Here is a 23,686-nt window from a genome sequence, read left to right as displayed (position 1 = left end):
GCTCAACCGCCGCCGATCTCCTTGGGGCCGCCTCCGCGACGCCTGCGCACGATGGCGGTGGTGAGTCCGGGAGCCACGAGCAGAAGGAAGAACCCGAGGAAGACGGCGATGGCGGTGACACTGCCGGACATGATCGTGGGCACGCCCCACACGAAGAACAGGAAGCCGGCCCAGCCGATCAGGCCACCCAGGTTGGGGCCGCGGTCCTTGCGGTCCACCTCGCCATGCTTGGAGGAGCCCTTCTTCACGGGCGCGGGCTCACGGGTGGCGGGCGCGGTGTCGTCGGCCACGGTGACGGAACCCGGGCGCAGCCGTGTCGGCAGGTCCTCGAAGAGCGGCACCAGGTCCAGGTTGGTGACGGCGTTCAGGGCCGCGGTCGAGCGGGACTCGTGCTCGTCGATGTCCAGCCGGCCCTCCTCCAGCGCCGTCCGCAGCTGTTCCAGCGCACGGTCGCGCTCGTCGTCGGAGATGCGGTAGCGGTCGGGTTCGGGACCTGCCATGCGGGATCGTCCATTCGAGGCGGGGGGCGGTGCCGGGCTCACATGGTACGACGAGGGCGTCGCGGGTTCGGTTCCCCGTGTCCACGACGGCTTCGCTCCACCGCTGAGCGGCGGGGCGGACCGCCGGGGCCGACCGGGCCCCGGGCCCACCGGTACGACACGCGCGGCCGGAATGGCGTGGAGCATTCCGGTCCCTGGCAGCATAAGTCGGGTGAGTACGCCAGGATCTCCCCCCGACCGCGGTCGTCCGTCCCAGCGCCTGCGGACCAGCGGCGCCGACGCGCCCAGACCCGTCTACTCCACCGGCGGGATCGCCGCGGCCACGGCCGCGGGGCTGGGGCTGGCGGTGATCATCACCCTGGCCATCATCGGGTGGGTCGCCGCGCCGCACGACGCCTTCGGCGAGGAGATCGTCGACATCCTCCAGGGCGCGGTACTGGCCTGGTTGGTGGGCCACCACGTGTCGTTCTCGGTGCCCGACGGGCAGATCGCCCTGCTGCCGCTCGGCCTGGTCCTGGTTCCGGGGCTGCTGCTGTACCGGTCGGGGCGGTGGCTGGCGCGCTCCTGCTCGATCCCCCGCCTGCGGTACGTGTACCGGGCGGCGCTGGCCATCGCCGGTCCCTACGCGGCGATAGCGGGCACCCTGGCTCTGCTGGCGCGTACCGAGACCGTCGAGCCGAGTATGCCGCGCGCACTGGTCATGGGGTTCGTGATCGCCTTCCTGTCCGGTGGCCTGGGAGCGCTGCGCCAACTGATGCTCGACAAGGGGGTGGCCGCCCGGGACCTGCTGGACCTGATGCCCGCCCGGTCGAGGTCCCTGCTGGTGGGGATGCTCGTCTCCACGGGGACGCTCCTGCTGGGCGGCCTGCTGCTGTTCCTGGTGGCCCTGGCGATCAACCTGCCCGAGGCGGTCGAGACGACTCGGGCCCTGCGTCCGGGGCTGGTGGGCGGTGTGCTGCTGCTGGTCGTCCAGCTGGCCTATCTGCCCAACGCCGTGGTGTTCTCGTTGTGCTACGCGCTGGGCCCGGGGTTCGCGGTGGGGACGGGGACTGTCGTCGCGCCGATGGGGGTGTCGGCGGGTGCCCTGCCGATGTTGCCGATGCTGGCCGCGGTACCCGAGAACGGGGCCGCTCCGGTGGCGTCCCTGATCGCTCTCGCGGTGCCGTTCGTGGCGGGTGCGATGGGCGGTGTCCTGACCCAGCGCAGTGCGCCCGACGTGGTCAGCGAGGCGGCCCCGCTGTGGGGTTTCGTGTGCGGGGTGACCACGGGGATGCTGTGCGCGGCGCTGGCCGAGGTGGCCGGGGGGCCGCTCGGCGGCGAGAGGCTGAGCGAGGTGGGCCCGTCGGCGTGGCAGGTGGGCCTGGTCGCCGCCCTGGAGGTGGGCGTGGCGGCCGCCGTCGCCGCGTGGACCGCGAACTGGTGGTACACGCGTGGACGGCGCCCGGTACGGTCGCGCCCCGCTCCGAGGAAGGAACCCGAGGCCCGTCCGGAGCCGAAGCCCCGTCCGGAGCCGAGGCTGCCCACGGATGTGCCGGTCGGGGAGGGGCTGGCCACGGTGACGCCGTTGCGCCGCCGCGAGGACGGGGACTCCCCGTCCTCCCCGGGCCAGGACGGCCGGGAGGACACGGGGAGGGCGGACCGGGCCGCCGAGCGGGCGGAGCGCAGGCGGGCTCGCCGGGAACTGAGGGAACGGCGACGCGAGGAGCGCAGGGCCCGGCGCGCCGAGGGCGGTCGCTGGTGGCGCCGCGGGTCCGTCGAGGACGAGGAGTCCGAGGAGCTGTACGGGATCACCTACGAGGCCGCCCCCGGGGACACCGACGCCCCCAGGGGCTGACCCGGGGACGTGCCCGAGCCCTGACACGGCGGCGGGCCGCTCCGGAGACCTTCGCCGGAGCGGCCCCGCCGTGCTCGGTCCGCTAGGCGTTCTCCTTGGTGGCGGGCTTGCGCTTGGCGGGCTCGAAGACGGCGTTCACCAGGTCCGAGCACCACTTGAGCAGCTCCAGGTCCCGCAGTGGCCTGCCCCCGATGCCACCCGACTTGGGGACCGGGACCAACAGGGTCTTCGCGGCCTCCTTGTGGATGGTCTTGGGGTACAGCCGTCGCATCCGCAGCTCCTGCGACTCGCGTAGCTCCACCGGGGAGAAGCGGATCTGGTTGCCCTGCATCACCACGTCGGAGAGTTCCGCCGACTTGGCCAGCACCCGGAACCGGGCCACGGCCATGAGGTTGTCCACCTGCTCGGGCGGTGCGCCGTACCGGTCGGTGAGCTCCTCGTAGGCGGAGAGGATGTCCTCCTCGCTGGTGACGCTGGCGATGCGCTTGTAGGACTGCAGCCGCAGCCGCTCACCCGGCACGTAGTCGTGCGGGATGTGCGCGTTGATGGGCAGCTCGACCTTGGTCTCGGTCTCCTGGACCGCGTCCGGGTCGCCCTTGAGCTCGGCCACCGCCTCACCCACCATGCGCACGTACAGGTCGAAGCCCACGCCCGCGATGGTCCCGGACTGCTCCGCGCCCAGGATGTTGCCCGCGCCCCGGATCTCCAGGTCCTTCATCGCCACGTACATGCCCGCACCCGTCTCGGTGTGCTGGGCCACGGTGGCCAGACGCTCGTAGGCGGTCTCGGTGAGCGGCTTCTCCGGCGGGTACAGGAAGTAGGCGTAGGCGCGCTCGCGCCCGCGGCCCACCCGTCCGCGCAGCTGGTGCAGCTGAGACAGGCCGTAGGTGTCGGCGCGGTCGATGATCAGGGTGTTGGCGTTGGGCACGTCCAGGCCGGACTCGACGATGGTCGTGGAGACCAGCACGTCGAAGTTCTTCTCCCAGAAGTCGACCATCACCTTCTCGAGCTGCTGCTCGTTCATCTGGCCGTGGGCGAAGGCCACCCGGGCCTCGGGCACCAGGCGTTTGATGGTCGCCGCCACCTTGTCGATGGACGCCACCCGGTTGTGCACGAAGAAGACCTGTCCCTCGCGCATCAGCTCGCGGCGGACCGCGGCGGCGATCTGCTTGTCCTCGTAGGGTCCCACGAACGTGAGCACCGGGTGGCGCTCCTCGGGCGGGGTGAGGATGGTGGTCATCTCGCGGATGCCGGTCAGACCCATCTCCAGCGTGCGCGGGATGGGCGTGGCCGACATCGCCAGCACGTCCACCTGGGTGCGCAGGCGCTTGAGCGACTCCTTGTGCTCCACGCCGAAGCGCTGCTCCTCGTCGACGATGACCAGGCCCAGGTCCTTGAAGCGGGTCTCCGACGACAGCAGCCGGTGCGTGCCGATGACGATGTCCACCTCGCCGTTGCGCAGCCCCTCCCGGGTCAGCTCCACCTCGCCGTCGGTCTGGAACCGCGACATCGGCCTGACCGTGACCGGGAAGGACGCGTACCGCTCGGTGAACGTGGACATGTGCTGCTGTACCAGCAGCGTGGTGGGCACCAGCACCGCGACCTGCTTGCCGTCCTGTACCGCCTTGAACGCGGCGCGCACGGCCACCTCGGTCTTGCCGTAGCCCACGTCGCCGCAGATCAGCCGGTCCATCGGGACCGACTTGGACATGTCCTTCTTGACTTCTTCGATGGCGGCGAGCTGGTCGGGCGTCTCCACGTAGGGGAACGCGTCCTCCAGTTCGCGCTGCCAGGGGGTGTCGGGGCTGAACGCGTGGCCGGGGGAGGCCTGTCGGGCCGAGTACAGCCGGATGAGGTCGCCCGCGATCTCCCGGACCACCTTGCGGGCGCGGCTCTTGGCCTTGCTCCACTCGGCGCCGCCCATCTTGGACAGCGTGGGAGCCTCGCCGCCCACGTAGCGGGTGACCTCGCCCAGCTGCTCGGTGGGCACGAACAGGCGGTCTCCCGGCTGTCCGCGCTTGGAGGGCGCGTACTCGATGAGCAGGTACTCGCGGGTGGCGCCCTGTATCTGACGGCTGACCATCTCCAGGTAGCGGCCCACGCCGTGCTGTTCGTGGACGACGTAGTCGCCCGGCTTGAGCTGCAGCGGGTCCACCGTGCCCCGCCGCCTGCTCGGCATCCGGCGCATGTCGCGGGTGGAGGACTTCTGTCCCGCCAGGTCGGTCTCGGTGAGCACCACCGTGTGCACCGAACGCAGCAGGAACCCGTGGTCGACCAGTCCGGTGGTGACCGTGGCGACCGCGGGGGCGGGCCGCTCGTCCAGGTCGGCGGCCAGGGCGGCGCCCAGCCCGGCGTCGCGCAGCATCGCCACCAGGCGCTCGGCGGGTCCGTGCCCCTGGGTGACCAGCACGACGCTCCAGTTGTCGTGCAGCCAGCCCTTGATGTCGGCCAGAGCCCGCTCGGTGTCGCCCCGGTAGGTGTCGGCGGACACCGCGCCGACGACGACGGAGTCGTCCTCCTCGTCCGATCCGCCGCTCTCGCCCGCGGTGAACGGGGTCAGCCCCCACCAGGGCAGGTCCAGTTCGGAAGCGGTGGAGCGCAGCTCGGAGATGGACATGTAGGCGGACTCGCCCAGGTCGATGGGCGCCTCACCGCCGGAGGCGGCGTTGATCCAGGACGCGTCGAGGAACTCGGCGCTGGTGGCCTCCAACTCCACGGCGCGGGTGCGGATGCGCTCGGGATCGCAGCCCACCACCATCGCGTCATCGGACAGGTAGGTGAAGAAGGGCTCCATGCGGTCGGCGAGCACCGGCGCGAACGCCTCCATGCCCTCCACCGACACACCGTCGGCGATCTTGTGCAGGGTCTCGGCGAGGGAGGGGTGCTCCTCGGCCAGTGCCCGTGCGCGCTCGCGCACGGTGTCGGTGAGCAGCAGCTCCCGGCAGGGCGGCGCGAACAGTCCGGAGGCCGCGCTGGTGCGCGGTCCGCCCTCGTCGCCCTCGCCGGGACCGATGGAGCGCTGGTCGGCGACCTGGAAGTAGCGGATGTCCTCGACGGTGTCGCCCCAGAACTCCAGCCGCAGCGGGTGTTCCTCCGTGGGCGGGAACACGTCCAGGATGCCGCCGCGCACGGCCATGTCGCCGCGCTTCTCGACCAGGTCCACACGGGCGTAGCCGGTGTTGGTCAGAGCGGTGACCACGTCCTCCATGGGCGTCTCGTCGCCGGGGCGGATACGTACCGGCTCCAGGTCGCCCAGACCCGCCACCAGCGGTTGCAGGACACTGCGTACGGGGGCCACGACCACCCGCAGCGGGCTGGTCAGCGGGTCGGAGGGGTCGGGATGGGCGAGGCGGCGCAGCACGGCCAGCCGCTGTCCGACGGTGTCCGAGCGCGGCGAGAGCCGCTCGTGCGGCAGGGTCTCCCACGCGGGGAAGAGCGCGACCGAGTCCTCGGGCAGCAGGGAGCTCAGCGCGTCGGCCAGGTCGGCGGCCTCGCGCTCGGTGGCGGTGACGGCGAGCACGGTCCGCTGCGCGCCCACGGGCGCGTCCGCGGCCAGTGCCCCCACCATGAAGGGGCGCAGCGCCGCCGGGGCGACGAGGTCGAGGTGGGGATCGCGGCCGCCCCGGGCGGCCTCGATCGCGGTATGCAGCGCCGGGTCCCTGGAGACGTCGGCGAGAAGTCCAATGAGGCTCATAGCACCAGAAAGTGGAAGTGGTCCGGATCAGGCGGTGGTGGCCGCGGTCCGCACGGTGAGAGAGGCGGCTGCGGAAGGTGGACGCCCGGCACCTCTCAGACTATCGAGTCCGACGGCTTCGCGCGGGTGGGGTGTGGACAACCGGTGGCGCGGGACCCCCGGGCCGTGCGCGTTGCGGGCCCGTGCGCGGGCGGCGGCGCGTATCGGATGAAACCGGTCCCGAACTGCTTCTATTCCGTTCGGAGTGGTGCGGGCCCGGGGCCCCCGGCGCTTCGGGCATACGCTGGGTGCGTTTCCCGGACCCCGTAGGAGAGGAACCGCGTGGTGAGTGCCAACAGGCGCGGGAGTGCGCCGGAGTCCGGCGTCGAGCGGTCGGACGCCCCGGTCTTCGCCCCAGGTCCGAACGGGCTCGCCCACCTGGAGCTGATTCTCAACGGCGCCTATCCGCTGTCCGGTTTCATGACGCGGGACGAGGCGGAGGCCGTGGAGGGGGAGGGCCGCCTGCCCGACGGGCGCCCCTGGCCGGTTCCGGTCACCCTGGAGGTTCCCGCGGAGCTGTCCGGAGTCGACCACCTGACCCTCACCGATCCCGAGGGCGCGCCGCTGGCCGGACTCGCCGTGACCGAGCACTGGCGGGGCGCCGAGGGATGCCACCGCCTGGCCGGCGTGGTGACCCTGCTGCGTCCGCCGACGTACGGTGTGCTGCGCGAGCTGCGGCCCTCGCCCGCCGAGGTGCGGGCCCAGCGCGAGCTGGAGACCTCCGGCCGCCCCCTGCTGGCGGTGGTCACCGACCGGCCCCTGCACCACCGGGCCCTGCACCAGATCCGAGCCGAGGCCGACTCCCTGGGCCAGGTACACGGCGACGGCGCCCGAGCCGAGGTGCTGGTGATCGTCGACACCGGCCTGGAGGACGAGGGCATGGCCACGGCGGTACTGGCCGCCGAGCCCCTGCTGCCCGCGCGCACCTCCCTCGTGGTGTGCACGCTGCCCCGCGGCGCCGACCGCTCCCGGGGTGTGCTGGGCGGCGCGTGGGGGCCGCGCGAGGTGGCGCTGGCCGCGCACGTGGCCGCCGCCTACGGTGCCACCCACATGCTCGCGGTGACCGACGGGGACGGCCCCGACGTCGAGCGGGTCATGGCCCAGCGCCCGCCCCTGACCGTGCTGGACCCCGAACCGTGGCGCTACTCCTCCGTGGAGGGGCTGTGGTTGCCGCTCACCCGGGTCGACCCGGGCGAGGCCCGGTCCGAGCTGACCGACGAGCAGGTGGAGGCGGAGCTGGCACACGGGCGCGAGCTGCCCTCCTGGTTCACCCCGGCCCGCGTGGGCGCGGAGCTGGCGCGGTTGCGCCCGGCCCGGACCAGGAGGGGCCTGACCGTGCTGTTCACCGGCCTGTCCGGGTCGGGCAAGTCCACGATCGCCCGCGGTGTGTGCGACGGCATCCGCCGCTCGGGGAGGTCGGTGACCCTGCTGGACGGCGACGTGGTGCGGCGCATGCTCTCCAGCGAGCTGACCTTCTCCCGGGAGCACCGGGAGCTGAACATCCGCCGGATCGGGTACGTGGCCTCGGAGGTCACCCGGCACGGCGGGGTCACGGTGTGCGCGCCGATCGCGCCCTACGACAGGGGCAGGGCCGAGGTGCGCGCGATGGTGGAGGAGTTCGGCGACTTCTTCCTGGTGCACGTGGCCACACCTCTGGAGGTGTGCGAGGCCCGCGACCGCAAGGGCCTGTACGCCAAGGCGCGCGCGGGACTGATCCCCGCGTTCACGGGGGTCTCCGATCCCTACGAGGAACCGGACGACGCCGACCTGGTGGTGGACACCGAGGGGGTGGACCCGGCCGATTCCGTGGCCCGGGTGATGGCCGCCCTGCGTGAGGGCGGCTGGCTGCCCGAGCACGACGGCCGGTCGGCGCGAGCTGTGGAGGACGAGTGATGGACGAGACACGGGACGGCGTCCGACCTGTCGGGCACCGGATGCTGCGCTTGGTCGAGGTGATGGACACCCTGCGCCGGGAGTGCCCGTGGGACAGGTCGCAGACCCATGAGTCGCTGGCCAAGTACCTGATCCAGGAGGCCTACGAGACCCTGGAGACCATCGAGGACGGCGACCTCCCGCTGCTGCGCGAGGAGCTGGGCGACGTGCTGCTGCAGGTGGTCTTCCACGCGGCGATCGCCGCCGAGCGCCCCGAGGGCGACCCGGCGCGGTTCACGGTGGACGACGTCGCCGACGCCATCGTCGACAAGATGACCCGCCGCCACCCGCACGTGTTCGGCGGGGTGGAGGTCTCGGGCACCGAGGAGGTGCGGTCCAACTGGGAGACCATCAAGGCCGCCGAGCGCGCGGAGAAGGCCAGGGCGGGAGGCGGCGACGGGCGGACCTCCGTGCTGGACGGGGTGCCGTTCGCCCAGCCCGCCGTGATGCTCGCCCACGAGCTGCAGAAGAGGGCGGTGCGCAACGGGTTCCCCGCCGACCTGGTGGTCGACGACGGCGCCGAGGGCGGCGAGCTCTTCGCGGCGGTCTCGGCCGAGCGCGACCGGGGCCGTGACGCCGAGATCGACCTGCGGGCGGCGGCCCGCCGGTTCGACGCCCGCGTGCGCGCGGCCGAGGGCGCGGCCCGAGCCGACGGACGGGAGCCCCGCGAGCTGTCCGAGGAGGAGCGGCGGGCCTACTGGACCAGGTCCGGGGACGCCTAGGTGTACCGACCTGAGAGGTGAGGAACGCGGGACGGGACCGGCGCTACTGGTCCCCGCGCCGGCGCCGCGCCGACTCGGGCGGGGCGTGCACGCGGATCACCTCGGTGGAGGGGTCGTCCGCCGCCGGAGCGGCGACGGACGCCCCCTGGGGCCGCCGAGCGTTCTCGCTGATGACCAGCCACAGTCCCACGACCACCCAGTTGGCCGTCAGCGCCGATCCGCCCGCCGACAGGAACGGTGTGGTCATGCCGGTCAGCGGGATGATGAGCGTCGCTCCTCCCAGCACGATGAACACGTCGAACGCGGTGAGGAACGCGTACCCCAGCGCGGTCAGCTTCAGGAACCAGTCGCGGGTGGCCAGGGCGATCCGAAAGCCCCGCTCGGCCAGTAGGAACAGGAGGAGGAGCACCGCCATCAGCCCGGTCAGCCCGAGTTTCTCGCCCACCGACACCAGGATCAGGTCGCTGTCGGCGGCGAACACCTCCTGGACGAAGCCGCCGCCGAACCCGGTGCCCGTCAGGCCGCCCCCGGCCAGGGCGAACATGCCCTCCACGACCTGGAAGCTGCCGCCCGGACGCGCGTACACGTCGGGGTCGAACGCGTTGAGCCAGGCCTCCACCCGGTTGCGCACGTGCACGAACAGCAGATACGCCACGTACGCCCCGCTCGCGAAGGCCACCAGGCCGATGAGCACCCACGACTTGCGCGCGGTGGCGGCGTAGAGCACCGCCAGGAACGTGCCGAACAGCAGCAGCGAGGTTCCCAGGTCCCGGGTGCCCACCAGCAACAGGATGGCCATACCCCAGCCCACCGCCATCGGGGCGAGGTCGCGGGCGCGCGGCACGCTGAACACCTTGAGGCGCCCGATCCTGACCGTGCGGGTGACCAGCGCCATCACCTCGCGCCGCCTCCCCAGATAGGCGGCGAGGAAGACCACCAGCAGCACCTTGGCGAACTCCGAGGGCTGCATGGTGAACGGTCCGAGGCGGATCCACCGCCGGGCGCCCAGCACCTCGTGCCCCAGCGGGGACAGCGGTAACAGGAGCAGCAGCAGGGCGGCCGTCGCGATCAGGTACGTGTACATGCTCAGCCGCCACGGTCGGCGCACGAGCACCACCGTGGCCGTGCACAGCACCATGCCCGTCACGGTCCACAGCAGTTGCCGGTCGGCGTTGTCGTGCCCCGGATCGGACCCGGTCATCTGGAGGACCCAGATCATGGTGAGGCCCAGCCCGTTCAGGACGGTGGCCACCGGTACGACGACCGGGTCGGCGTAGGGGGCGGTGAGGCGCAGCGCCGTGTGCAGGCCGACCGCTCCGGCGCAGAGCACGCCCAGGTAGACCAGCGGGGCGGGGTCCAGGCCTCCGGTGACGGACAGCGACGCCGACAGCAGGGTCGCGGCGGCGGTCAGGAGGGCGGCCGCCAGGAGGACGAGTTCGGCGCGGCGCCTGGGTCTCGGCGGCAGGGCCCCGTCGGCGGGGCCGGACTCGGTCTCGGGGCTGCCCATGTCGTCTGTCGTCCTGCCGTCCGTGTGGGGCCCGGAGCGCCCGGGCCGGGCACCTCGGCCCGGAGTGCAAGTCCGCGGTTGCACTATAGGCGGTGGAGTCGCGCCTGTCCGGTGACGTGCCGCGGTCCGGGCGCCCCGTTCGCGGGGGCCGGGAACGGGGTTCCCGTCCGGACGGGCGCGGTGGTCGCCCTCGGCGGCGTCCGGGACGCCTCGGTCCTGTTCTCCCCGGAGGAGGCCCCGCCCACCGCGAACGTGCCGTGGACATCGCGATGCCGGCCCCGGAACCCGGCATATCCGGTATGGACTAGACCAATTCCGCCGGGTGCGCACTTCCCTCCCGGGGTGAGGTCGCTAGTCTCGTGTCGGGTCCTGAACCAGTGGTCCGAGAAACCCGAAGAGACGGAGATAGACTGTGGCGTCCATCGAGGCAGTACAGGCGCGGGAGATCCTCGACTCCCGGGGAAACCCGACAGTCGAGGTCGAGGTTCTGCTCGACGACGGAACCATCGCACGTGCGGGCGTCCCCAGCGGCGCCTCCACCGGCCAGTTCGAGGCCGTCGAGCTGCGTGACGGCGGCGAGCGCTACGGCGGCAAGGGCGTGACCAAGGCCGTCACGGCCGTCAACGACGAGATCGCCGACGAGCTGCTCGGCCACGCCCCCGACGAGCAGCGCATCATCGACCGCGCGCTCATGGACCTGGACGGTACGCCGGACAAGTCCCGGATCGGCGCCAACGCCATCCTGGGCGCCTCCCTGGCCGTGGCCAGGGCCGCCGCCGCCGAGGCCGGACTGCCCCTGTTCCGCTACGTCGGCGGTCCCAACGCGCACGTCCTTCCGGTGCCGATGATGAACATCCTCAACGGCGGGGCGCACGCGGACAGCAACGTCGACATCCAGGAGTTCATGATCGCGCCGGTCGGCGCCCCGACCTTCGCCGAGGCCGTGCGCTGGGGCACCGAGGTCTACCACTCCCTCAAGTCGGTCCTCAAGTCCCACGGACTGGGCACCGGCGTGGGCGACGAGGGCGGCTTCGCCCCCAGCCTGGACAGCAACCGCGCCGCCCTCGACCTGATCGTGGAGGCCATCGAGAAGGCGGGCTACACCCCGGGCACCGACATCGCGCTCGCCCTGGACGTGGCCGCCACCGAGTTCTGCACCGACGGCGTGTACACCTTCGAGGGCAGGGCGCGCTCGGCGGAGGACATGGCCGCCTACTACGCCGAGCTGGTGGACGCCTACCCGCTCGTCTCGATCGAGGACCCCCTCGACGAGGAGGACTGGGCCGGCTGGAAGAGGCTCACCGCCGAGATCGGCGACCGGGTCCAGATCGTGGGCGACGACCTGTTCGTCACCAACCCGGAGCGGCTCCAGCGCGGCATCCTGGAGGACGCCGCCAACTCGCTGCTGGTGAAGGTCAACCAGATCGGCACCCTCACCGAGACCCTGGACGCGGTCGCCCTCGCCCAGCGCAGCGGTTACACGGCGATGATCAGCCACCGCTCCGGTGAGACCGAGGACACCACCATCGCCGACATCGCGGTGGCCACCAACGCCGGACAGATCAAGACCGGCGCCCCGGCGCGCAGCGAGCGGGTCGCCAAGTACAACCAGCTGCTGCGCATCGAGGAGGAGCTCGACGACGCCGCCGTGTACGCGGGCGTGTCGGCCTTCCCGCGTTTCGCCAAGCGCGGCTAGTCTGCCCCAGTGTCCCGCGAATCCGAGCAGCAGCTCCCAAAGGCCAAGAAGGCGACCAAAGCCGACAGGCCCGGGCGTGATCCTGCCCGGAGGACGGGACCCGTCGGCACGAGCACGGGCCGCACCCCCGGGGTGCGGCCCATGCTCACCAGCCGCGCGGCCATCCTCGCGCTCGTGGTGTGCGTGATCGCGCTCAGCCTGGCCTATCCGTTGCGCGAGTACGTCGCCCAGCGCGCCCACATCGCCCAGCTCCAGGAGGAGCAGGCGCGCATGGAGGAGAGCGTGCGCGAACTGCGCGAGCGGGAGGAGGAGCTCTCCCAGGAGTCCTACGTGGAGCGCGAGGCCCGGGTCCGGCTGCACTACCAGTACCCCGGCGAGACCACCTACATCATCGCCCGGCCCGACGCCGAGGACGACGCCGAGACCGACACCGGCCCCAGCGAACCCTGGTTCACCTCCCTGTGGCGCTCGGTGGAGGAGGCCGACAGCCCGCCGCCCGGCGGCGGGCTCTGAAGGCCCCTCACCGTCCTCAGATCAGAGGGGGAGCGCGCGGGCCAGGAGCGTTCCGGCGGCCAGCGCGGCCAGCGCGCAGCACTCCGTCGCGGCGGCGTAGGCCGCCGCGGTGAGCGGGCGCCCGTTCCGGGCCAGTGCGAGGACCTCGTGCGAGAACGTCGAGTACGTGGTCAGGGCGCCGCACAGCCCGACGGCGACGAGGGCCCACACCTGCGGCGGCACGGCCGTCGCGGACGTGATGCCGAACACCAGGCCCAGGAGCAGGGTGCCCGCGGTGTTGACGGTGAGCGTGCCCCAGGGGAGCCGGTCGGAGACCATCCGCCGGACGGCCCCGTCCACCAGGTAGCGCAGTGCCGCGCCGGCGGCGCCCCCCAGGCCCACGGACCACAGTTCCCAGCTCACGGGCGCCTCCCGCCGCTCGGTGCGCGGACCAGGAGCCCCGCGGCCCATGAGCCCAGGGCGGCACCGGCCACGGCCCCGACCAGGGTGAGCGCCATGTAGGCCACGGCGGGGAGGACACGGCCGGACGCCAGCAGCAGGCCGATGTCCAGGGTGTGCGCCGAGTAGGTGGTGAAGCCGCCGAGGAAGCCGGTGCCGAGCAGCTGCCCGACCCACGGCGGCGCGGCCCTGGGGACGGTGACCGCGGTGACCAGGACGCCGATGAGCACGGCGCCGGTGAGGTTGACGGCCATGGTGGCCAGAGGTAGGCCCTGGTCCGGGACCGGCCAGGCCACCGACACCAGGTGGCGGGCCATCGCACCCGCGGCTCCGCCACAGGCGGCGACACCGGCCATCGCCGCGGTACCCGGCGCGCGGGCCCCACGCGGTGCCAGGTGTTCGCCCGTGGGCATGCTCCTCCTACGAACACGCCCCGGGGCGTGGACTCGGCCGGGTGGGCACGGGGCCGCTGCCGTGCGGGGACCGTTGGCGGATGCGGTCGGCGACGGCGGGCCCCACTGCCGCGCGCCACCCCTCGGGGCGGCGCCACGGGCGCCGGTGCGTGCCCGAGCGAGCCCAGGCTACCCCGTACCGGCCCTATGCTGGGTGCGCCATGACTTCCGCAGATCAGCCCGTTCCGGGGCCCGTAGACGCCGCCGGGCGCACCGCCCCGGTCGCCGAGCGCGACCTCACCGCCGTCGAACTCCAGTTGGGCCGCGCGCCGCGCGGGGTGCGCGGGGTCGCACACCGCTGCCCGTGCGGCCTGCCCGACGTGGTGCGCACCGCGCCCCGCCTGGAGAACGGCGAGCCCTTCCCGACGTTGTACTACCTGACGTGCCCGCGCGCGGCCTCGGCCATCGGCCGGATGGAGAACGAGGGCCGCATGCGCCAGATGCAGGAGCGGCTGGGGCGGGACCCCGAGCTCCGGGCCGCCTACACCAGGGCGCACGAGTCCTACCTCGCCGAGCGTTCCGAGCAGGCGCGGCTGGACGGTGTCGAGCCGCTGCCCGAGGGAATGCAGAGCACCGGTGGCATGCCCACCCGGGTCAAGTGCCTGCACGCCCTGGTCGCCCACGAGCTCGCGGAGCCGGGGACCAACCCCTTCGGCGCCGAGGCGCTGGAGGAACTGCCGCACTGGTGGGACAGGGGCCCGTGCGTGTGTGTCGACGAGGACGCCCCCGAGGGCGTCGAAGGGAACGGGTCATGAGCGGTGTCGCGTCCATCGACTGCGGAACGAACTCCGTCCGCCTGCTGATCGCCGACGTCGTCCACGTCGGCGACGACGAGGTACAGGTGGTCGACGTCGACCGGCGCATGGAGATCGTGCGCCTGGGCGAGGGAGTGGACGAAACCGGGGCGTTCGCGCCCCAGGCCCTGGAGCGCACCTTCGAGGCGCTGCGCGGCTACGCCGAGGCCATCGAGACCCACGGCATCCCGCTGGGGCCGGACGCGGTGCGCATGGTCGCCACCAGTGCCACCCGCGACGCCGACAACCGCCAGGTGTTCATCGACGGCGTCCGCGAGATCCTGGGCGTGGAGCCCGAGGTGGTCACCGGCCTGGACGAGGCGGAGCTGTCCTTCGTGGGCGCCACGGCCGAGTTCGAGGCCGAGGCGGCCGAGGACGGGGAGAGCCGGCTGTCCCCGCCGTTCCTGGTGGTGGACATCGGAGGCGGCTCCACCGAGTTCGTCCTGGGCGGCGACCCCGGCGACGGGGAGGGCGGTGACCCGGACGGCGAACTGGTCCGCGCGTCTCTGTCCGTGGACATCGGCTGTGTGCGCATGACCGAGCGCCACCTGCGCGGCGACCCTCCCACGGCCAAGGAGATCGAGGCGGCGACCGCGGACATCGAGGCCGCGCTGGACGAGGTCGAGCGTGTGGTCCCGCTGCGCGAGGCCGGTTCGGTCGTGTGCGTCGCGGGCACCGCGACCACCGTCGCCGGGATCGCCCTGGACCTGCCCGAGTACGACCCCGAGCGCATCCACCACGCCCGCGTGGGGGCCGCCGACCTGGAACGCATCACCGGGGAACTGCTCGGGGCGACCTCCGCCGAGCGTTCACGCATCGGCGTCATGCACCCCGGTCGGGTGGACGTCATCGGCGCGGGTGCGCTGGTGCTGTCCCGGGTGCTGGCCCGCACGGGTGCGGACTTCTTCACGGCGAGTGAGCACGACATCCTCGACGGTGTCGCCTGGAGCCTCGTCTAAGGGGCCTTCGGGGACCTCGCCAGTGCTTCGCCAGGTGAGTCGTGTCACCCCGACAGAGCCTTGTGAATGCTTTCACAACCGCTGTGACCTGCGAAAACGTGATCGGTCCGGGGCGGGAAGTGGTGAAAAGGTGGGCTGGTGTGAAGCTTCTCTGTCGGCAGATGCTTGTGAAAGAATGCACAAGCACCCACCGAAGTGGGTCGAAGCACCCGCTCCGGCCCGGGCGGCACCCCACCGCGACCGCGGCGTGGGCGACCGAAGACCGTGACGACCTCGCGGCCCCTGGGAAGAGGGGGCGCCACACTCAAGGAACCGTTAGGGCGGATATGCGATGACCGAGAGCAGGAATTACCGGCTGGTACACGGCGGAGGGGACGAGGCGGAGATCCCGCACATCCTCATCGTCGGCGGCGGTTACCTCGGGATGTACACCGCGAGGCGGCTGGAGAGGAAGCTCGGGTCCGGTGAGGCGCGGATCACCGTCATCGACCCGAACTCCTACATGACCTACCAGCCCTTCCTGCCCGAGACCGCGGCCGGCAGCATCTCGCCCCGCCACGTCGTCGTCCCGCTGCGCAAGGTCTTCAAGAGGGCCCGCGTCCTGGGCGGCCGGGTCGTGCGCATCGACCAGGCCGACCGTACGGTCCGCTACGAGCCCAACGCGGGCGAGCCCGAGACCATCGCCTACGACTACCTGGTCATGGCCGCCGGCGCCGTCTCGCGCACCCTGCCCATCCCCGGCCTGGCCGAGTGGGGCGTCGGGATCAAGACCGTTGAGGAAGCCGCCTACCTGCGCAACCACATCCTCAACCAGCTCGCCATCGCCGACTCCACCGACGACGAGGCCACCCGCAGGAAGGCGCTGAACTTCGTCTTCGTCGGCGGCGGCTTCGCCGGCGCCGAGGCCATCGCCGAGCTGGAGGACCTGGTCCGCGACGCGGTCCGCCTCCACCCCTCCATCGACCTGGAGGACGTGCGGTTCTACCTCATCGAGGCGGCCGACAAGATCCTGCCCGAGGTCGGCCCCGAGGTCGGTACCAAGGCCCTCAACCAGCTGCGCCGCCGCGGCATCGACGTCCGGCTCAAGACCTTCCTGGAGTCGGCGGTCGACCAGCGCGTCAAGCTCAGCGACGGCGCCGAGTTCGACGCCGGGACCCTGGTGTGGACCGCGGGAGTCAAGCCCAGCCCGGTCGTGGCCGCCAGTGACCTGCCGCTCGGCCCCAAGGGCCACCTGGACACCAGCGAGTACCTCACCGTCAACGGCGCCGAGAACGTCTTCGCGGGCGGTGACAACGCCCAGGTGCCCGACGGCAACGGCGGCTACTACCCGCCCAACGCCCAGAACGCGGTCCGCCAGGCCCCGGTGCTCGCCGACAACGTGGTCGCCAGCCTGCGCGGCACCGAGCTCAGGGCCTACCGCCACAAGAACCTCGGCGCGGTCGCCGGGCTCGGCCTGCACAAGGGCGCCGCACAGCTGTTCGGCAAGATCCGGCTGAACGGCCGCATGGCCTGGTACGCGCACAGGGCCTACCACCTGTTCGCGGTCCCGACCTTCAACCGCAAGATGCGCGTGCTCTCGGACTGGACGCTCGCCTTCCTCCTGCGCCGCGACTTCGCCGCGCTCCCGGAGATGGCCGAGCCCCGGCAGGCCTTCGAGGAGGCCAGCCAGCCGCAGGTCGAGGACGGCCGCCTGCGCCGGGTCAGCTGACACCGCCCGGGTGTCCCGCCACGCCCACCGACGCGGCTGCACGGTCAGGCACAGGAGAGGACCGGTTTCCTTGGGGAAGCCGGTCCTCTCCTGTCCCAATCCGGCCAACTTTAATCAAAGTGGGCAATCAACCCGCCCGGTATGATGGGCTCGCCCTCGTAGCCCAATGGAAGAGGCAGGCCCCCTAAAAGGGTCACAAGTGTCGGTTCGAGTCCGACCGGGGGTACCAGTACCTGTTCCGCCGCCCGGCCCCGCGTCGCCCTCCGCCATCCCGTACGGAAGACGGGACCTGTTGAGCGGGGGGCGGTTCGGGCGCCCACGGGATTCCGGAGGCCGCGGAGCGCGCGCCCGGGGGACGAGTACGCGTAGAGGCCGAAGGCTCCCGTTCCGCGGGCGTCCGAGCACGGGCCGAAGCGGAGCGGAGGCCCCGAGAACACGGCTCCGGGTTCAGCGCTCGGAGCCCTGCTGCTCCATCAACAGCTGGAGCTGGGTGAACAGGCGCTCGCCCGGGTCGCCCAGGTCGATCCCGCTCACCGCCGCCGCCCTGCGCACCCGGTACCGCAGCGTGTTCGGGTGGATGTGCAGCCGCTCGGCCGCCGACCGCGCGTCACCGAACGCCTCCAGGTAGGCCAGCAGTGAGTGCACCAGGTCGGCGCCGCCCGCACGGTCGTGCTCGACCAGCCGGCTCACCCTCGGATCGCGCAGCGAGGGGTCCTCCCGCAGCCGTGCCAGGGTCTCGCTGACCAGCACCCGCGAGCGCACGTCGGAGATGGTCGCCACCTCCCAGTCCACACCCCGGTGCAGGTCGCGTCCCATCGCGTCCAGCACCCGGTCCGCCTCCGCCCGCGAGTCCGGCACGTCGCCCAGCCGCTCCACCAGCGCCCCCACCGCGGCCTGCACCTCCAGCCCCAGGGCCGCGCGCGCGGCCGACACCGTCTTGCGTGTCAGCGCCAGTACCGACTGCTCCACCCCGCGCCACCCCTCACGGCCGCGCGCCAGGTCCGGCAGCAGCACGTACACCCGTCCGCCCAGCTCGGTCACCAGGGCGCTGCGCCGGTAGGCCGCCGTGTGCACCGACACCAGGTCGACCATCTGGCGGCGGCGCAGCTCAAGCTCGGGCCGGTCGGGACGCCCGGCCCCCTCCTCGCCCGTCCCCTCCGATCCCTCTGCCATCGCGAACGCCGCCACCAGGGCGCCCCGGTCGGTGTGCACCTCCACCGTGTCGGCCAGTGCGCCGGCGTCGATGCGCCCCTCCAGCAGGCTCGACAGCAGGTCCTCGCGCAGCCGCAGCCCCGCGCTGGCCTGGGTGCGCTGCCGGATCATCTGCAGGGCCGTGGTGCGCGCCGCGCCCAGCAGGGCCTCCTCGGCGTGCTCGGCCAGCGGCCGCGACCCCTCCTGCACCCAGATCGCGCCCAGCGGCTGGCGCCCGGCGTGGATACCCACGGCCAACCGGCGCCGGATGCCCAGCTCGGGGTGCTCTTCCACGCGCACCACCTCCTCGCCGGCGCGCAGCTTGGCGAACACCCCCCACTCGCGCAGCAGCGCCAGGTACGACTCCGGGCCGCGCCGCCCCAGCACCGACAGCCGCCGCAACTCGTCCACCTCCGCGCCGCTGGAGTAGGCCAGCACCCGGCTCGCGGCGTCCTCGATACTCACCAGGCCCCCGGTGAGCTGGGCGATCGTCTGCGCCATGGAGAACAGGTCTCCGCTGGCCTCGCTCAGGTCCTCGGAGGCCGTCAGCCGTGCGTCGTCCACGATGGACTGGCACACCGACTGCAACTGGTCCCAGCGCACCTCGGGGCGGACCGAGAGCAGCGCGATCCCCGTCTCCTGCGCCTCGGTGCGCAGAGCCCACGGCTCGTCGGCGGCGCCGGGACGGGGCCGGCCCGGCCTCGTCCCGGAGGGCGGCGGCAACACCTCCTCCTGGGGTGCGTGTCCGCTGGCCTTGACCGCGACCGCCGTGGCGCCCTGCTCGGCGAGCGTCCGGAGCAGCCGCCGCGCCGAGGCCCCCCGCGCACCGATCAGCAGCACCAGGTCGCCCTCGCGCACCTCCGGGCGGTCCTCCGGATCGAGGATGACCACGTTGTCCACCCGAACATCGATCCCGCCCGGTGCGGCGGCCACGTCCAGGACGGGGTCGCCGAGCGCCAGCAGCAGCCTCCGCAGAGGGATGCCCGTCGGTTCCTCGGAGGAGACTCCGCTCTGAACAGGAGGGACGCCGGTTCCGGGATCGAACCCGGACGAGCTGTCGCCAGCGGTGGGAAACGGGTCGTGGGGTGGGGCGTCATTACTCATATGTGTCCCATTTTGTCCTGGTGAACAAATAAGGCGGGCAAAGAGTGGCCTGCCCCACAAGGTTCGCACGGCCCCGCTCTGAGAGCGTTGAATCAGCCAGACCCTGCTTGTTTCAGGGACATTCTTCATTGGGGAGGTGCCCATGGACGCCGTGACCAACGTCCCTCTGCCGCAGAACGAACCCGTTCTGTCCTACGCGCCCGGCAGCGCCGAGCGCGAGGAGCTCGTGGCCAAGCTGGAGGAGCTCGGCAGCCGGAGCATCGACCTGCCGATGCGCATCGACGGCGAGAGCCGCATGGGCGGTGGCGATCCCATCGACGTCGTGCAGCCGCACCGTCACTCCGCCGTCCTGGGCACCATGCGCAACGCCACCCACGACGACGCGCGCGACGCCGTCGCCGCGGCCAAGGCCGCGGCCCCCGCATGGCGCGCGATGTCCTTCGACGACCGCGCCGCCATCATCCTGCGCGCCGCCGAGCTGCTCTCCGGCCCCTGGCGCGCCACCATCAACGCCGCCACCATGCTCGGTCAGTCCAAGACCATCCAGCAGGCGGAGATCGACTCGGCGTGCGAGCTGATCGACTTCTGGCGCTTCAACGTCTCCTACGCCCGCGAGCTCATCGCCCAGCAGCCGCTGAGCGTCAAGGGCGTGTGGAACCGTATGGAGCAGCGCCCGCTGGAGGGGTTCGTCTACGCGATCACCCCCTTCAACTTCACCGCCATCGCGGGCAACCTGCCCACCGCCCCGGCCCTGATGGGCAACGTGGTCGTGTGGAAGCCCTCCCCGACGCAGCAGTTCGCCGCCGAGCTGACCATGCGCCTGCTGGAGGAGGCGGGCATGCCCCCCGGCGTCATCAACATGGTCACCGGTGACGGCCTGGACGTCTCCGACGTGGCCCTCAACGACGCCGACCTGGCCGGGGTGCACTTCACCGGTTCCACCAAGACCTTCCAGCACCTGTGGAAGAGCGTCGGGGAGAACATCTCCCACTACCGCTCCTACCCGCGCATCGTCGGCGAGACCGGTGGCAAGGACTTCATCGTCGCCCACTCCTCGGCGGACCCCGAGATCCTGCGCACCGCGATCGTGCGCGGCGCCTTCGAGTACCAGGGCCAGAAGTGCTCGGCCGCCTCACGCGCCTTCGTCGCCCGCTCGGTGTGGGAGAAGGTCCGCGAGGACCTCGCCGCCGAGACCGAGGCACTGCCCATGGGCGACGTCGCGGACCTGTCCAACTTCATCGGCGCCGTCATCGACCGCCGTGCCTTCGACAAGCTGTCCAAGGTCCTGGAGGACGCCAAGTCCGACCCGACCCTGAACATCCTGGCGGGCGGCACCGCCGACGACTCCGTCGGCTACTTCGTGCGCCCGACCATCATCGAGGGCTCGGACCCGTCCCACGACGTGTTCCGCACCGAGTACTTCGGTCCGGTCGTCGCCGTCCACGTCTACGAGGACGAGAAGTTCGACGAGATCCTCAAGGTCGTCGACGAGGGCTCCGCCTACGCCCTGACCGGCGCCATCCTGGCCAACGACCGCGCCGCGGTCGCCAAGGCCACCGAGGCGCTGCGCTTCGCCGCGGGCAACTTCTACGTCAACGACCGGCCGACCGGCTCCATCGTGGGCCAGCAGCCCTTCGGCGGCGCCCGCGCCTCCGGCACCAACGACAAGGCGGGTTCGGCCCAGAACCTGTCCCGCTGGGCCAGCCCGCGCGCCATCAAGGAGACGTTCGTCGCGCCGACGGTCTCCTCCTATCCCCACCAGGGATGACGCCGGGTCCGCGCCCCCTTCCGCCTTGAGGGGGCGCGGACCCCGTCCTGACCCACCGGTGCGGCCGGGACACCCCCGGCCGCGCCCCGCCCGCGCCAGCCGACCGGCTCGCGCACGTCTTCTTCGAGGTCACCATGCTTCGTAAGCCCCTGCTGCTCGCCGCCAGGTCCGAGACCTGCCGTGAGATCGTCGAGCGCACTCCCGTCACCCGGGCCATGGTCAACCGGTTCGTCGCGGGCTCCACCCTGGAGGAGGCGCTCCCCGCGGTCGGGGAGCTGGCCCGGGACCGCCACGTCACCCTGGACTTCCTGGGTGAGGACACCACCGACACGGTCCAGGCCACGGCCACGGTGACCGCCTACCAGGACCTGCTGGCCGCGCTGGGCGAGGCCGGTCTGAGCTCCCGAGCCGAGGTGTCGGTCAAGCTCTCGGCCGTGGGCCAGTTCCTGGACCGGGACGGCGAGAAGATCGCCCTGGAGAACGCCCGCCAGATCGCCGAGGCCGCCCAGGCGGTCGGCACCACGGTGACCCTGGACATGGAGGACCACACCACCACCGACTCCACCCTGGGCATCCTGCGCGAACTGCGCCAGGACTTCCCGTTCGTGGGTGCGGTGCTCCAGGCCTACCTGCGCCGCACCGAGGCCGACTGCCGCGACCTGAGCGGCGCCGGTTCGCGCGTGCGCCTGTGCAAGGGCGCCTACGACGAGCCCGAGTCGGCGGCCTTCCGCGACAAGGCCGAGGTGGACAAGGCGTACGTGCGCGCGCTGCGCGTGCTCATGGAGGGCGAGGGCTACCCGATGGTGGCCTCGCACGACCCGCGCATGGTCGCCATCGCCGGCGAGCTGGCCGCGGCCAACGGCCGCGGCGCGGACGACTACGAGTACCAGATGCTCTACGGCATCCGCGACGCCGAGCAGGTCCGCCTCGCGGCCGAGGGCAGGCGCGTGCGCGTCTACGTCCCCTACGGCACCGAGTGGTACGGGTACTACATGCGCCGACTGGCCGAGCGTCCGGCGAACATGCTGTTCTTCGCCCGCTCACTGATCACACGCGGGTAGGACGTCCCGCCGGACACGCCCCGGCGGGGCCGGGATCCGGGAGGCCCGTTGCCCAACGGTGACCATGCCCACGGAACCTGGTGCGAGGCCCGTACGTTACTTTGTGGGCAGTGAACCACGCGTTGAAAGGGCCTTGACGAGACATGCGCATGCGGAGTTCCAACCCCGCTCTCAAGCGGGCGCTCCAGCAGGCCGGACCGACTGGGTATCCCCAGCAGGGTTACGGCCAGCCGGGCTACGGTCAGCAGCAGGGTTACGGCCAGCAGGGTTACGGCCAGCCCTACCCCCAGCAGGGCTACCCCGGCGGCCCGGTGCAGAGCGCCGACAGCCAGCCGATGACCATCGACGACGTGGTCGTGCGCACCGGGATGACGCTCGGTGTCGTCGCGGCCCTGGGCGTCGTCAACTACTTCCTGTTCGGTGTGGCACCCGGCCTCGCCCTGGTGCTCACCATCGTGGGTGCCCTCGGCGGCCTGGTCCTGGGCCTGGTGATCGCCTTCAAGCAGATCACCAACCCCGCGGCCGTCCTGGCCTACGCGGCCCTGGAGGGCCTGCTCGTCGGCGGCCTCTCCGCGTTCTTCGGCCGCATGCTGGAGGCCAGCACCGGTGACGCCGGTGCTGGCGGCGCTCTCGTCACCCAGGCGGTGATCGGTACCGTCGCGGTGTTCGGCGTGATGCTCGCCCTGTACAAGTTCCGCATCATCAAGGTGACCGACGGCTTCGTCAAGGCCGTCACGTACGCGGTGCTCGGCGCCGCCGCCCTGATGCTGGTCAACTTCGTCCTGAGCTTCTTCGTCTCGGGCGGCCTCGGCATCCGCGAGCCCAGTCCGCTGGGCCTGCTCGTGGGCATCGTGTTCGTCGTCCTGGCCGCCCTGACCTTGGCCGTGGAGTTCCGCGGTATCGAGGAGGGACTCAACGCCGGTGTCCCGAACAGGTTCGCCTGGCAGTTCGCCTTCGGCCTGACCGTCTCCCTGGTCTGGCTCTACATCGAGATCCTGCGCCTGCTCTGGATCATCAAGACGATGTTCTCCGAGTAGCCTGCTCCGGACGGCGGGGGCCGCTGACCGCGGGTCCCGTACGAGAGGGGCCACCGCCCGGGTGTTCACCGGGAGGCGGCCCCTTCGTCATGTCGCGTGTGCGGCCGCGGCCGACCGCGGGTCAGGCCCTCCTGCGGCGGGGAGCGGGGATGGAGCGGTTCCTGCGGCGGCGGTCGTACTCCGTCACGAGGGCCTGTGCGTACCACTGGGGCAGATCGTATTCGTCGGCGAGCCAGTTCGACCGGTCCTGGCAGCGCACCAGGCCCGGTCCTTTGTCGAGGGCGTCGAACCACTCGTGGAGGTCTCGGCCGGTGACGACCGGGATGCGTTCGATGAGCTTGGCGTGGATCTCCGGCGAGTGGGTTACCGACATAGGCACCTCCGGCAGCGCGTTGGCGTGTGGCACTTATCTGCGACCCTGCATCAGGATCACGTTTTGGACAAGCCCTGGTCACCAGCTTTTACCTTGCCGGTGCGGGAACGTCTGCCCGGAAGTGCTACGTAGCCGAACGCGGATGTGACAGGGGGCGGTCACACGTGTTCCGACAGCGCCGGAACCACCTGGTGGCCAGAGGACAAAGCGCCCGAACACGGCGAGGGGCCCGGAACATGAACTGCTCCCTGGAAGTTGGACTGGAAATCCAGTTCCATCGACCAGGGAGCAGTCCCATCAGAGCGAACAGCACGCTCACCCCCTCCCAACGCGAGACCGCGATAGCGTGGTTCGAACAGGGCAT

General features: G+C 71.9%; 18 protein-coding genes and 1 tRNA gene. 12 read left to right on the top strand and 7 right to left on the bottom strand.

The features are described 5' to 3' along the window. Positions 1–2: 2 nt before the first annotated feature. Complete coding sequence (locus FYX01_RS25415) at positions 3–500, bottom strand: DUF1707 SHOCT-like domain-containing protein (RefSeq protein ID WP_150246224.1); 498 nt, start codon at positions 498–500, stop codon at positions 3–5. A 211-nt stretch (positions 501–711) separates the two neighbouring features. On the opposite strand from FYX01_RS25415, the gene FYX01_RS25410 reads away from it, so the two are divergent. Further along, complete coding sequence (locus FYX01_RS25410; protein WP_394350507.1) at positions 712–2,334, top strand: cell division protein PerM; 1,623 nt, start codon at positions 712–714, stop codon at positions 2,332–2,334. An 82-nt stretch (positions 2,335–2,416) separates the two neighbouring features. Here the strand turns inward: FYX01_RS25410 and mfd are convergent, their stop codons facing one another. Further along, on the bottom strand, positions 2,417–6,028 hold the full coding sequence (gene mfd / locus FYX01_RS25405) for a transcription-repair coupling factor (RefSeq protein WP_150246221.1): 3,612 nt from the start codon (positions 6,026–6,028) through the stop codon (positions 2,417–2,419). Positions 6,029–6,349: 321 nt separating this feature from the next. Here mfd and cysC point away from each other — a divergent pair, with 321 nt between their 5' ends. Further along, positions 6,350–7,960, top strand: coding sequence for an adenylyl-sulfate kinase (gene cysC / locus FYX01_RS25400; RefSeq protein WP_150246218.1), 1,611 nt, complete (start codon positions 6,350–6,352; stop codon positions 7,958–7,960). Continuing rightward, a complete protein-coding gene (locus tag FYX01_RS25395) occupies positions 7,960–8,721 on the top strand; it encodes a nucleoside triphosphate pyrophosphohydrolase (protein WP_150246215.1) in 762 nt (253 codons plus the stop codon). The genes cysC and FYX01_RS25395 overlap by 1 nt, the downstream gene beginning before the upstream one ends. A 43-nt stretch (positions 8,722–8,764) precedes the next feature. On the opposite strand, the gene FYX01_RS25390 is transcribed toward FYX01_RS25395, so the two are convergent. Beyond that, entirely contained in the window at positions 8,765–10,228 is a 1,464-nt protein-coding gene (locus tag FYX01_RS25390; protein ID WP_150246212.1) for an FtsW/RodA/SpoVE family cell cycle protein, read from the bottom strand. 412 nt (positions 10,229–10,640) lie between these two features. On the opposite strand from FYX01_RS25390, the gene eno reads away from it, so the two are divergent. Both eno and FYX01_RS25380 read left to right on the top strand, forming a co-directional pair. Next, entirely contained in the window at positions 10,641–11,924 is a 1,284-nt protein-coding gene (gene eno, locus FYX01_RS25385; RefSeq protein ID WP_150246209.1) for a phosphopyruvate hydratase, read from the top strand. A gap of 141 nt (positions 11,925–12,065) precedes the next feature. Continuing rightward, positions 12,066–12,437 (top strand): FtsB family cell division protein, encoded by a 372-nt coding sequence (locus FYX01_RS25380; RefSeq protein ID WP_150246207.1) that lies wholly within the window; start codon positions 12,066–12,068, stop codon positions 12,435–12,437. Between the two features lie 21 nt (positions 12,438–12,458). Here FYX01_RS25380 and crcB (FYX01_RS25375) read toward each other — a convergent pair whose 3' ends face one another. Together crcB (FYX01_RS25375) and crcB (FYX01_RS25370) are read right to left on the bottom strand one after the other, a co-directional pair. Beyond that, on the bottom strand, positions 12,459–12,839 hold the full coding sequence (gene crcB, locus FYX01_RS25375) for a fluoride efflux transporter CrcB (protein ID WP_150246203.1): 381 nt from the start codon (positions 12,837–12,839) through the stop codon (positions 12,459–12,461). Continuing rightward, a complete protein-coding gene (gene crcB / locus FYX01_RS25370; protein ID WP_150246200.1) occupies positions 12,836–13,288 on the bottom strand; it encodes a fluoride efflux transporter CrcB in 453 nt (150 codons plus the stop codon). Before crcB (FYX01_RS25370) ends, crcB (FYX01_RS25375) begins: the two co-directional genes overlap by 4 nt. A gap of 200 nt (positions 13,289–13,488) precedes the next feature. On the opposite strand from crcB (FYX01_RS25370), the gene FYX01_RS25365 reads away from it, so the two are divergent. From FYX01_RS25365 to FYX01_RS25350, 4 genes are all read left to right on the top strand, one after another. Next, positions 13,489–14,082, top strand: coding sequence for a DUF501 domain-containing protein (locus FYX01_RS25365; RefSeq protein ID WP_150246197.1), 594 nt, complete (start codon positions 13,489–13,491; stop codon positions 14,080–14,082). Beyond that, complete coding sequence (locus FYX01_RS25360) at positions 14,079–15,080, top strand: Ppx/GppA phosphatase family protein (protein WP_150246194.1); 1,002 nt, start codon at positions 14,079–14,081, stop codon at positions 15,078–15,080. Before FYX01_RS25365 ends, FYX01_RS25360 begins: the two co-directional genes overlap by 4 nt. Before the next feature lie 331 nt (positions 15,081–15,411). Continuing rightward, positions 15,412–16,788: an NAD(P)/FAD-dependent oxidoreductase gene (locus FYX01_RS25355; RefSeq protein ID WP_150246191.1), complete on the top strand. Its 1,377-nt coding sequence runs from the start codon at positions 15,412–15,414 to the stop codon at positions 16,786–16,788. Between the two features lie 152 nt (positions 16,789–16,940). Then, positions 16,941–17,017: transfer RNA gene (locus FYX01_RS25350), tRNA-Leu, on the top strand. A gap of 218 nt (positions 17,018–17,235) precedes the next feature. Here FYX01_RS25350 and FYX01_RS25345 read toward each other — a convergent pair. Continuing rightward, the gene (locus tag FYX01_RS25345; protein ID WP_150246188.1) at positions 17,236–19,083 is read right to left on the bottom strand and encodes a helix-turn-helix domain-containing protein; all 1,848 of its coding nucleotides are present in this window, start codon (positions 19,081–19,083) and stop codon (positions 17,236–17,238) included. Between the two features lie 142 nt (positions 19,084–19,225). Here FYX01_RS25345 and pruA point away from each other — a divergent pair, with 142 nt between their 5' ends. From pruA to FYX01_RS25330, 3 genes are all read left to right on the top strand, one after another. Further along, positions 19,226–20,851: an L-glutamate gamma-semialdehyde dehydrogenase gene (gene pruA / locus FYX01_RS25340; protein WP_150246185.1), complete on the top strand. Its 1,626-nt coding sequence runs from the start codon at positions 19,226–19,228 to the stop codon at positions 20,849–20,851. A 134-nt stretch (positions 20,852–20,985) separates the two neighbouring features. Beyond that, positions 20,986–21,912, top strand: a complete 927-nt coding sequence (locus tag FYX01_RS25335) for a proline dehydrogenase family protein (protein WP_150246182.1) — start codon at positions 20,986–20,988, stop codon at positions 21,910–21,912. A gap of 143 nt (positions 21,913–22,055) precedes the next feature. Beyond that, positions 22,056–22,949, top strand: a complete 894-nt coding sequence (locus tag FYX01_RS25330; RefSeq protein ID WP_150246179.1) for a Bax inhibitor-1/YccA family protein — start codon at positions 22,056–22,058, stop codon at positions 22,947–22,949. 121 nt (positions 22,950–23,070) lie between these two features. On the opposite strand, the gene FYX01_RS25325 is transcribed toward FYX01_RS25330, so the two are convergent. Continuing rightward, positions 23,071–23,322 (bottom strand): DUF4287 domain-containing protein, encoded by a 252-nt coding sequence (locus tag FYX01_RS25325; protein WP_150246176.1) that lies wholly within the window; start codon positions 23,320–23,322, stop codon positions 23,071–23,073. Between the last annotated feature and the right edge of the window lie 364 nt (positions 23,323–23,686).

The organism is Nocardiopsis quinghaiensis (assembly GCF_008638365.1).
Taxonomy (GTDB): domain Bacteria; phylum Actinomycetota; class Actinomycetes; order Streptosporangiales; family Streptosporangiaceae; genus Nocardiopsis; species Nocardiopsis quinghaiensis.
The sequence above is the reverse complement of the archived record's forward strand: the minus strand, read 5'-3'. Positions and strand labels throughout refer to the sequence as shown.

What these genes read in the sequence shown, in the direction of transcription:
- FYX01_RS25415 (WP_150246224.1), bottom strand. Translation starts at nt 500, where the DNA reads ATGGCAGGTCCCGAACCCGACCGCTACCGCATCTCCGACGACGAGCGC.
- mfd (WP_150246221.1), bottom strand. Translation starts at nt 6,028, where the DNA reads ATGAGCCTCATTGGACTTCTCGCCGACGTCTCCAGGGACCCGGCGCTG.
- FYX01_RS25395 (WP_150246215.1), top strand. Translation starts at nt 7,960, where the DNA reads ATGGACGAGACACGGGACGGCGTCCGACCTGTCGGGCACCGGATGCTG.
- FYX01_RS25390 (WP_150246212.1), bottom strand. Translation starts at nt 10,228, where the DNA reads ATGGGCAGCCCCGAGACCGAGTCCGGCCCCGCCGACGGGGCCCTGCCG.
- FYX01_RS25380 (WP_150246207.1), top strand. Translation starts at nt 12,066, where the DNA reads ATGCTCACCAGCCGCGCGGCCATCCTCGCGCTCGTGGTGTGCGTGATC.
- crcB (WP_150246200.1), bottom strand. Translation starts at nt 13,288, where the DNA reads ATGCCCACGGGCGAACACCTGGCACCGCGTGGGGCCCGCGCGCCGGGT.
- FYX01_RS25365 (WP_150246197.1), top strand. Translation starts at nt 13,489, where the DNA reads ATGACTTCCGCAGATCAGCCCGTTCCGGGGCCCGTAGACGCCGCCGGG.
- FYX01_RS25360 (WP_150246194.1), top strand. Translation starts at nt 14,079, where the DNA reads ATGAGCGGTGTCGCGTCCATCGACTGCGGAACGAACTCCGTCCGCCTG.
- FYX01_RS25355 (WP_150246191.1), top strand. Translation starts at nt 15,412, where the DNA reads ATGACCGAGAGCAGGAATTACCGGCTGGTACACGGCGGAGGGGACGAG.
- FYX01_RS25345 (WP_150246188.1), bottom strand. Translation starts at nt 19,083, where the DNA reads ATGAGTAATGACGCCCCACCCCACGACCCGTTTCCCACCGCTGGCGAC.
- pruA (WP_150246185.1), top strand. Translation starts at nt 19,226, where the DNA reads ATGGACGCCGTGACCAACGTCCCTCTGCCGCAGAACGAACCCGTTCTG.
- FYX01_RS25335 (WP_150246182.1), top strand. Translation starts at nt 20,986, where the DNA reads ATGCTTCGTAAGCCCCTGCTGCTCGCCGCCAGGTCCGAGACCTGCCGT.
- FYX01_RS25330 (WP_150246179.1), top strand. Translation starts at nt 22,056, where the DNA reads ATGCGCATGCGGAGTTCCAACCCCGCTCTCAAGCGGGCGCTCCAGCAG.
- FYX01_RS25325 (WP_150246176.1), bottom strand. Translation starts at nt 23,322, where the DNA reads ATGTCGGTAACCCACTCGCCGGAGATCCACGCCAAGCTCATCGAACGC.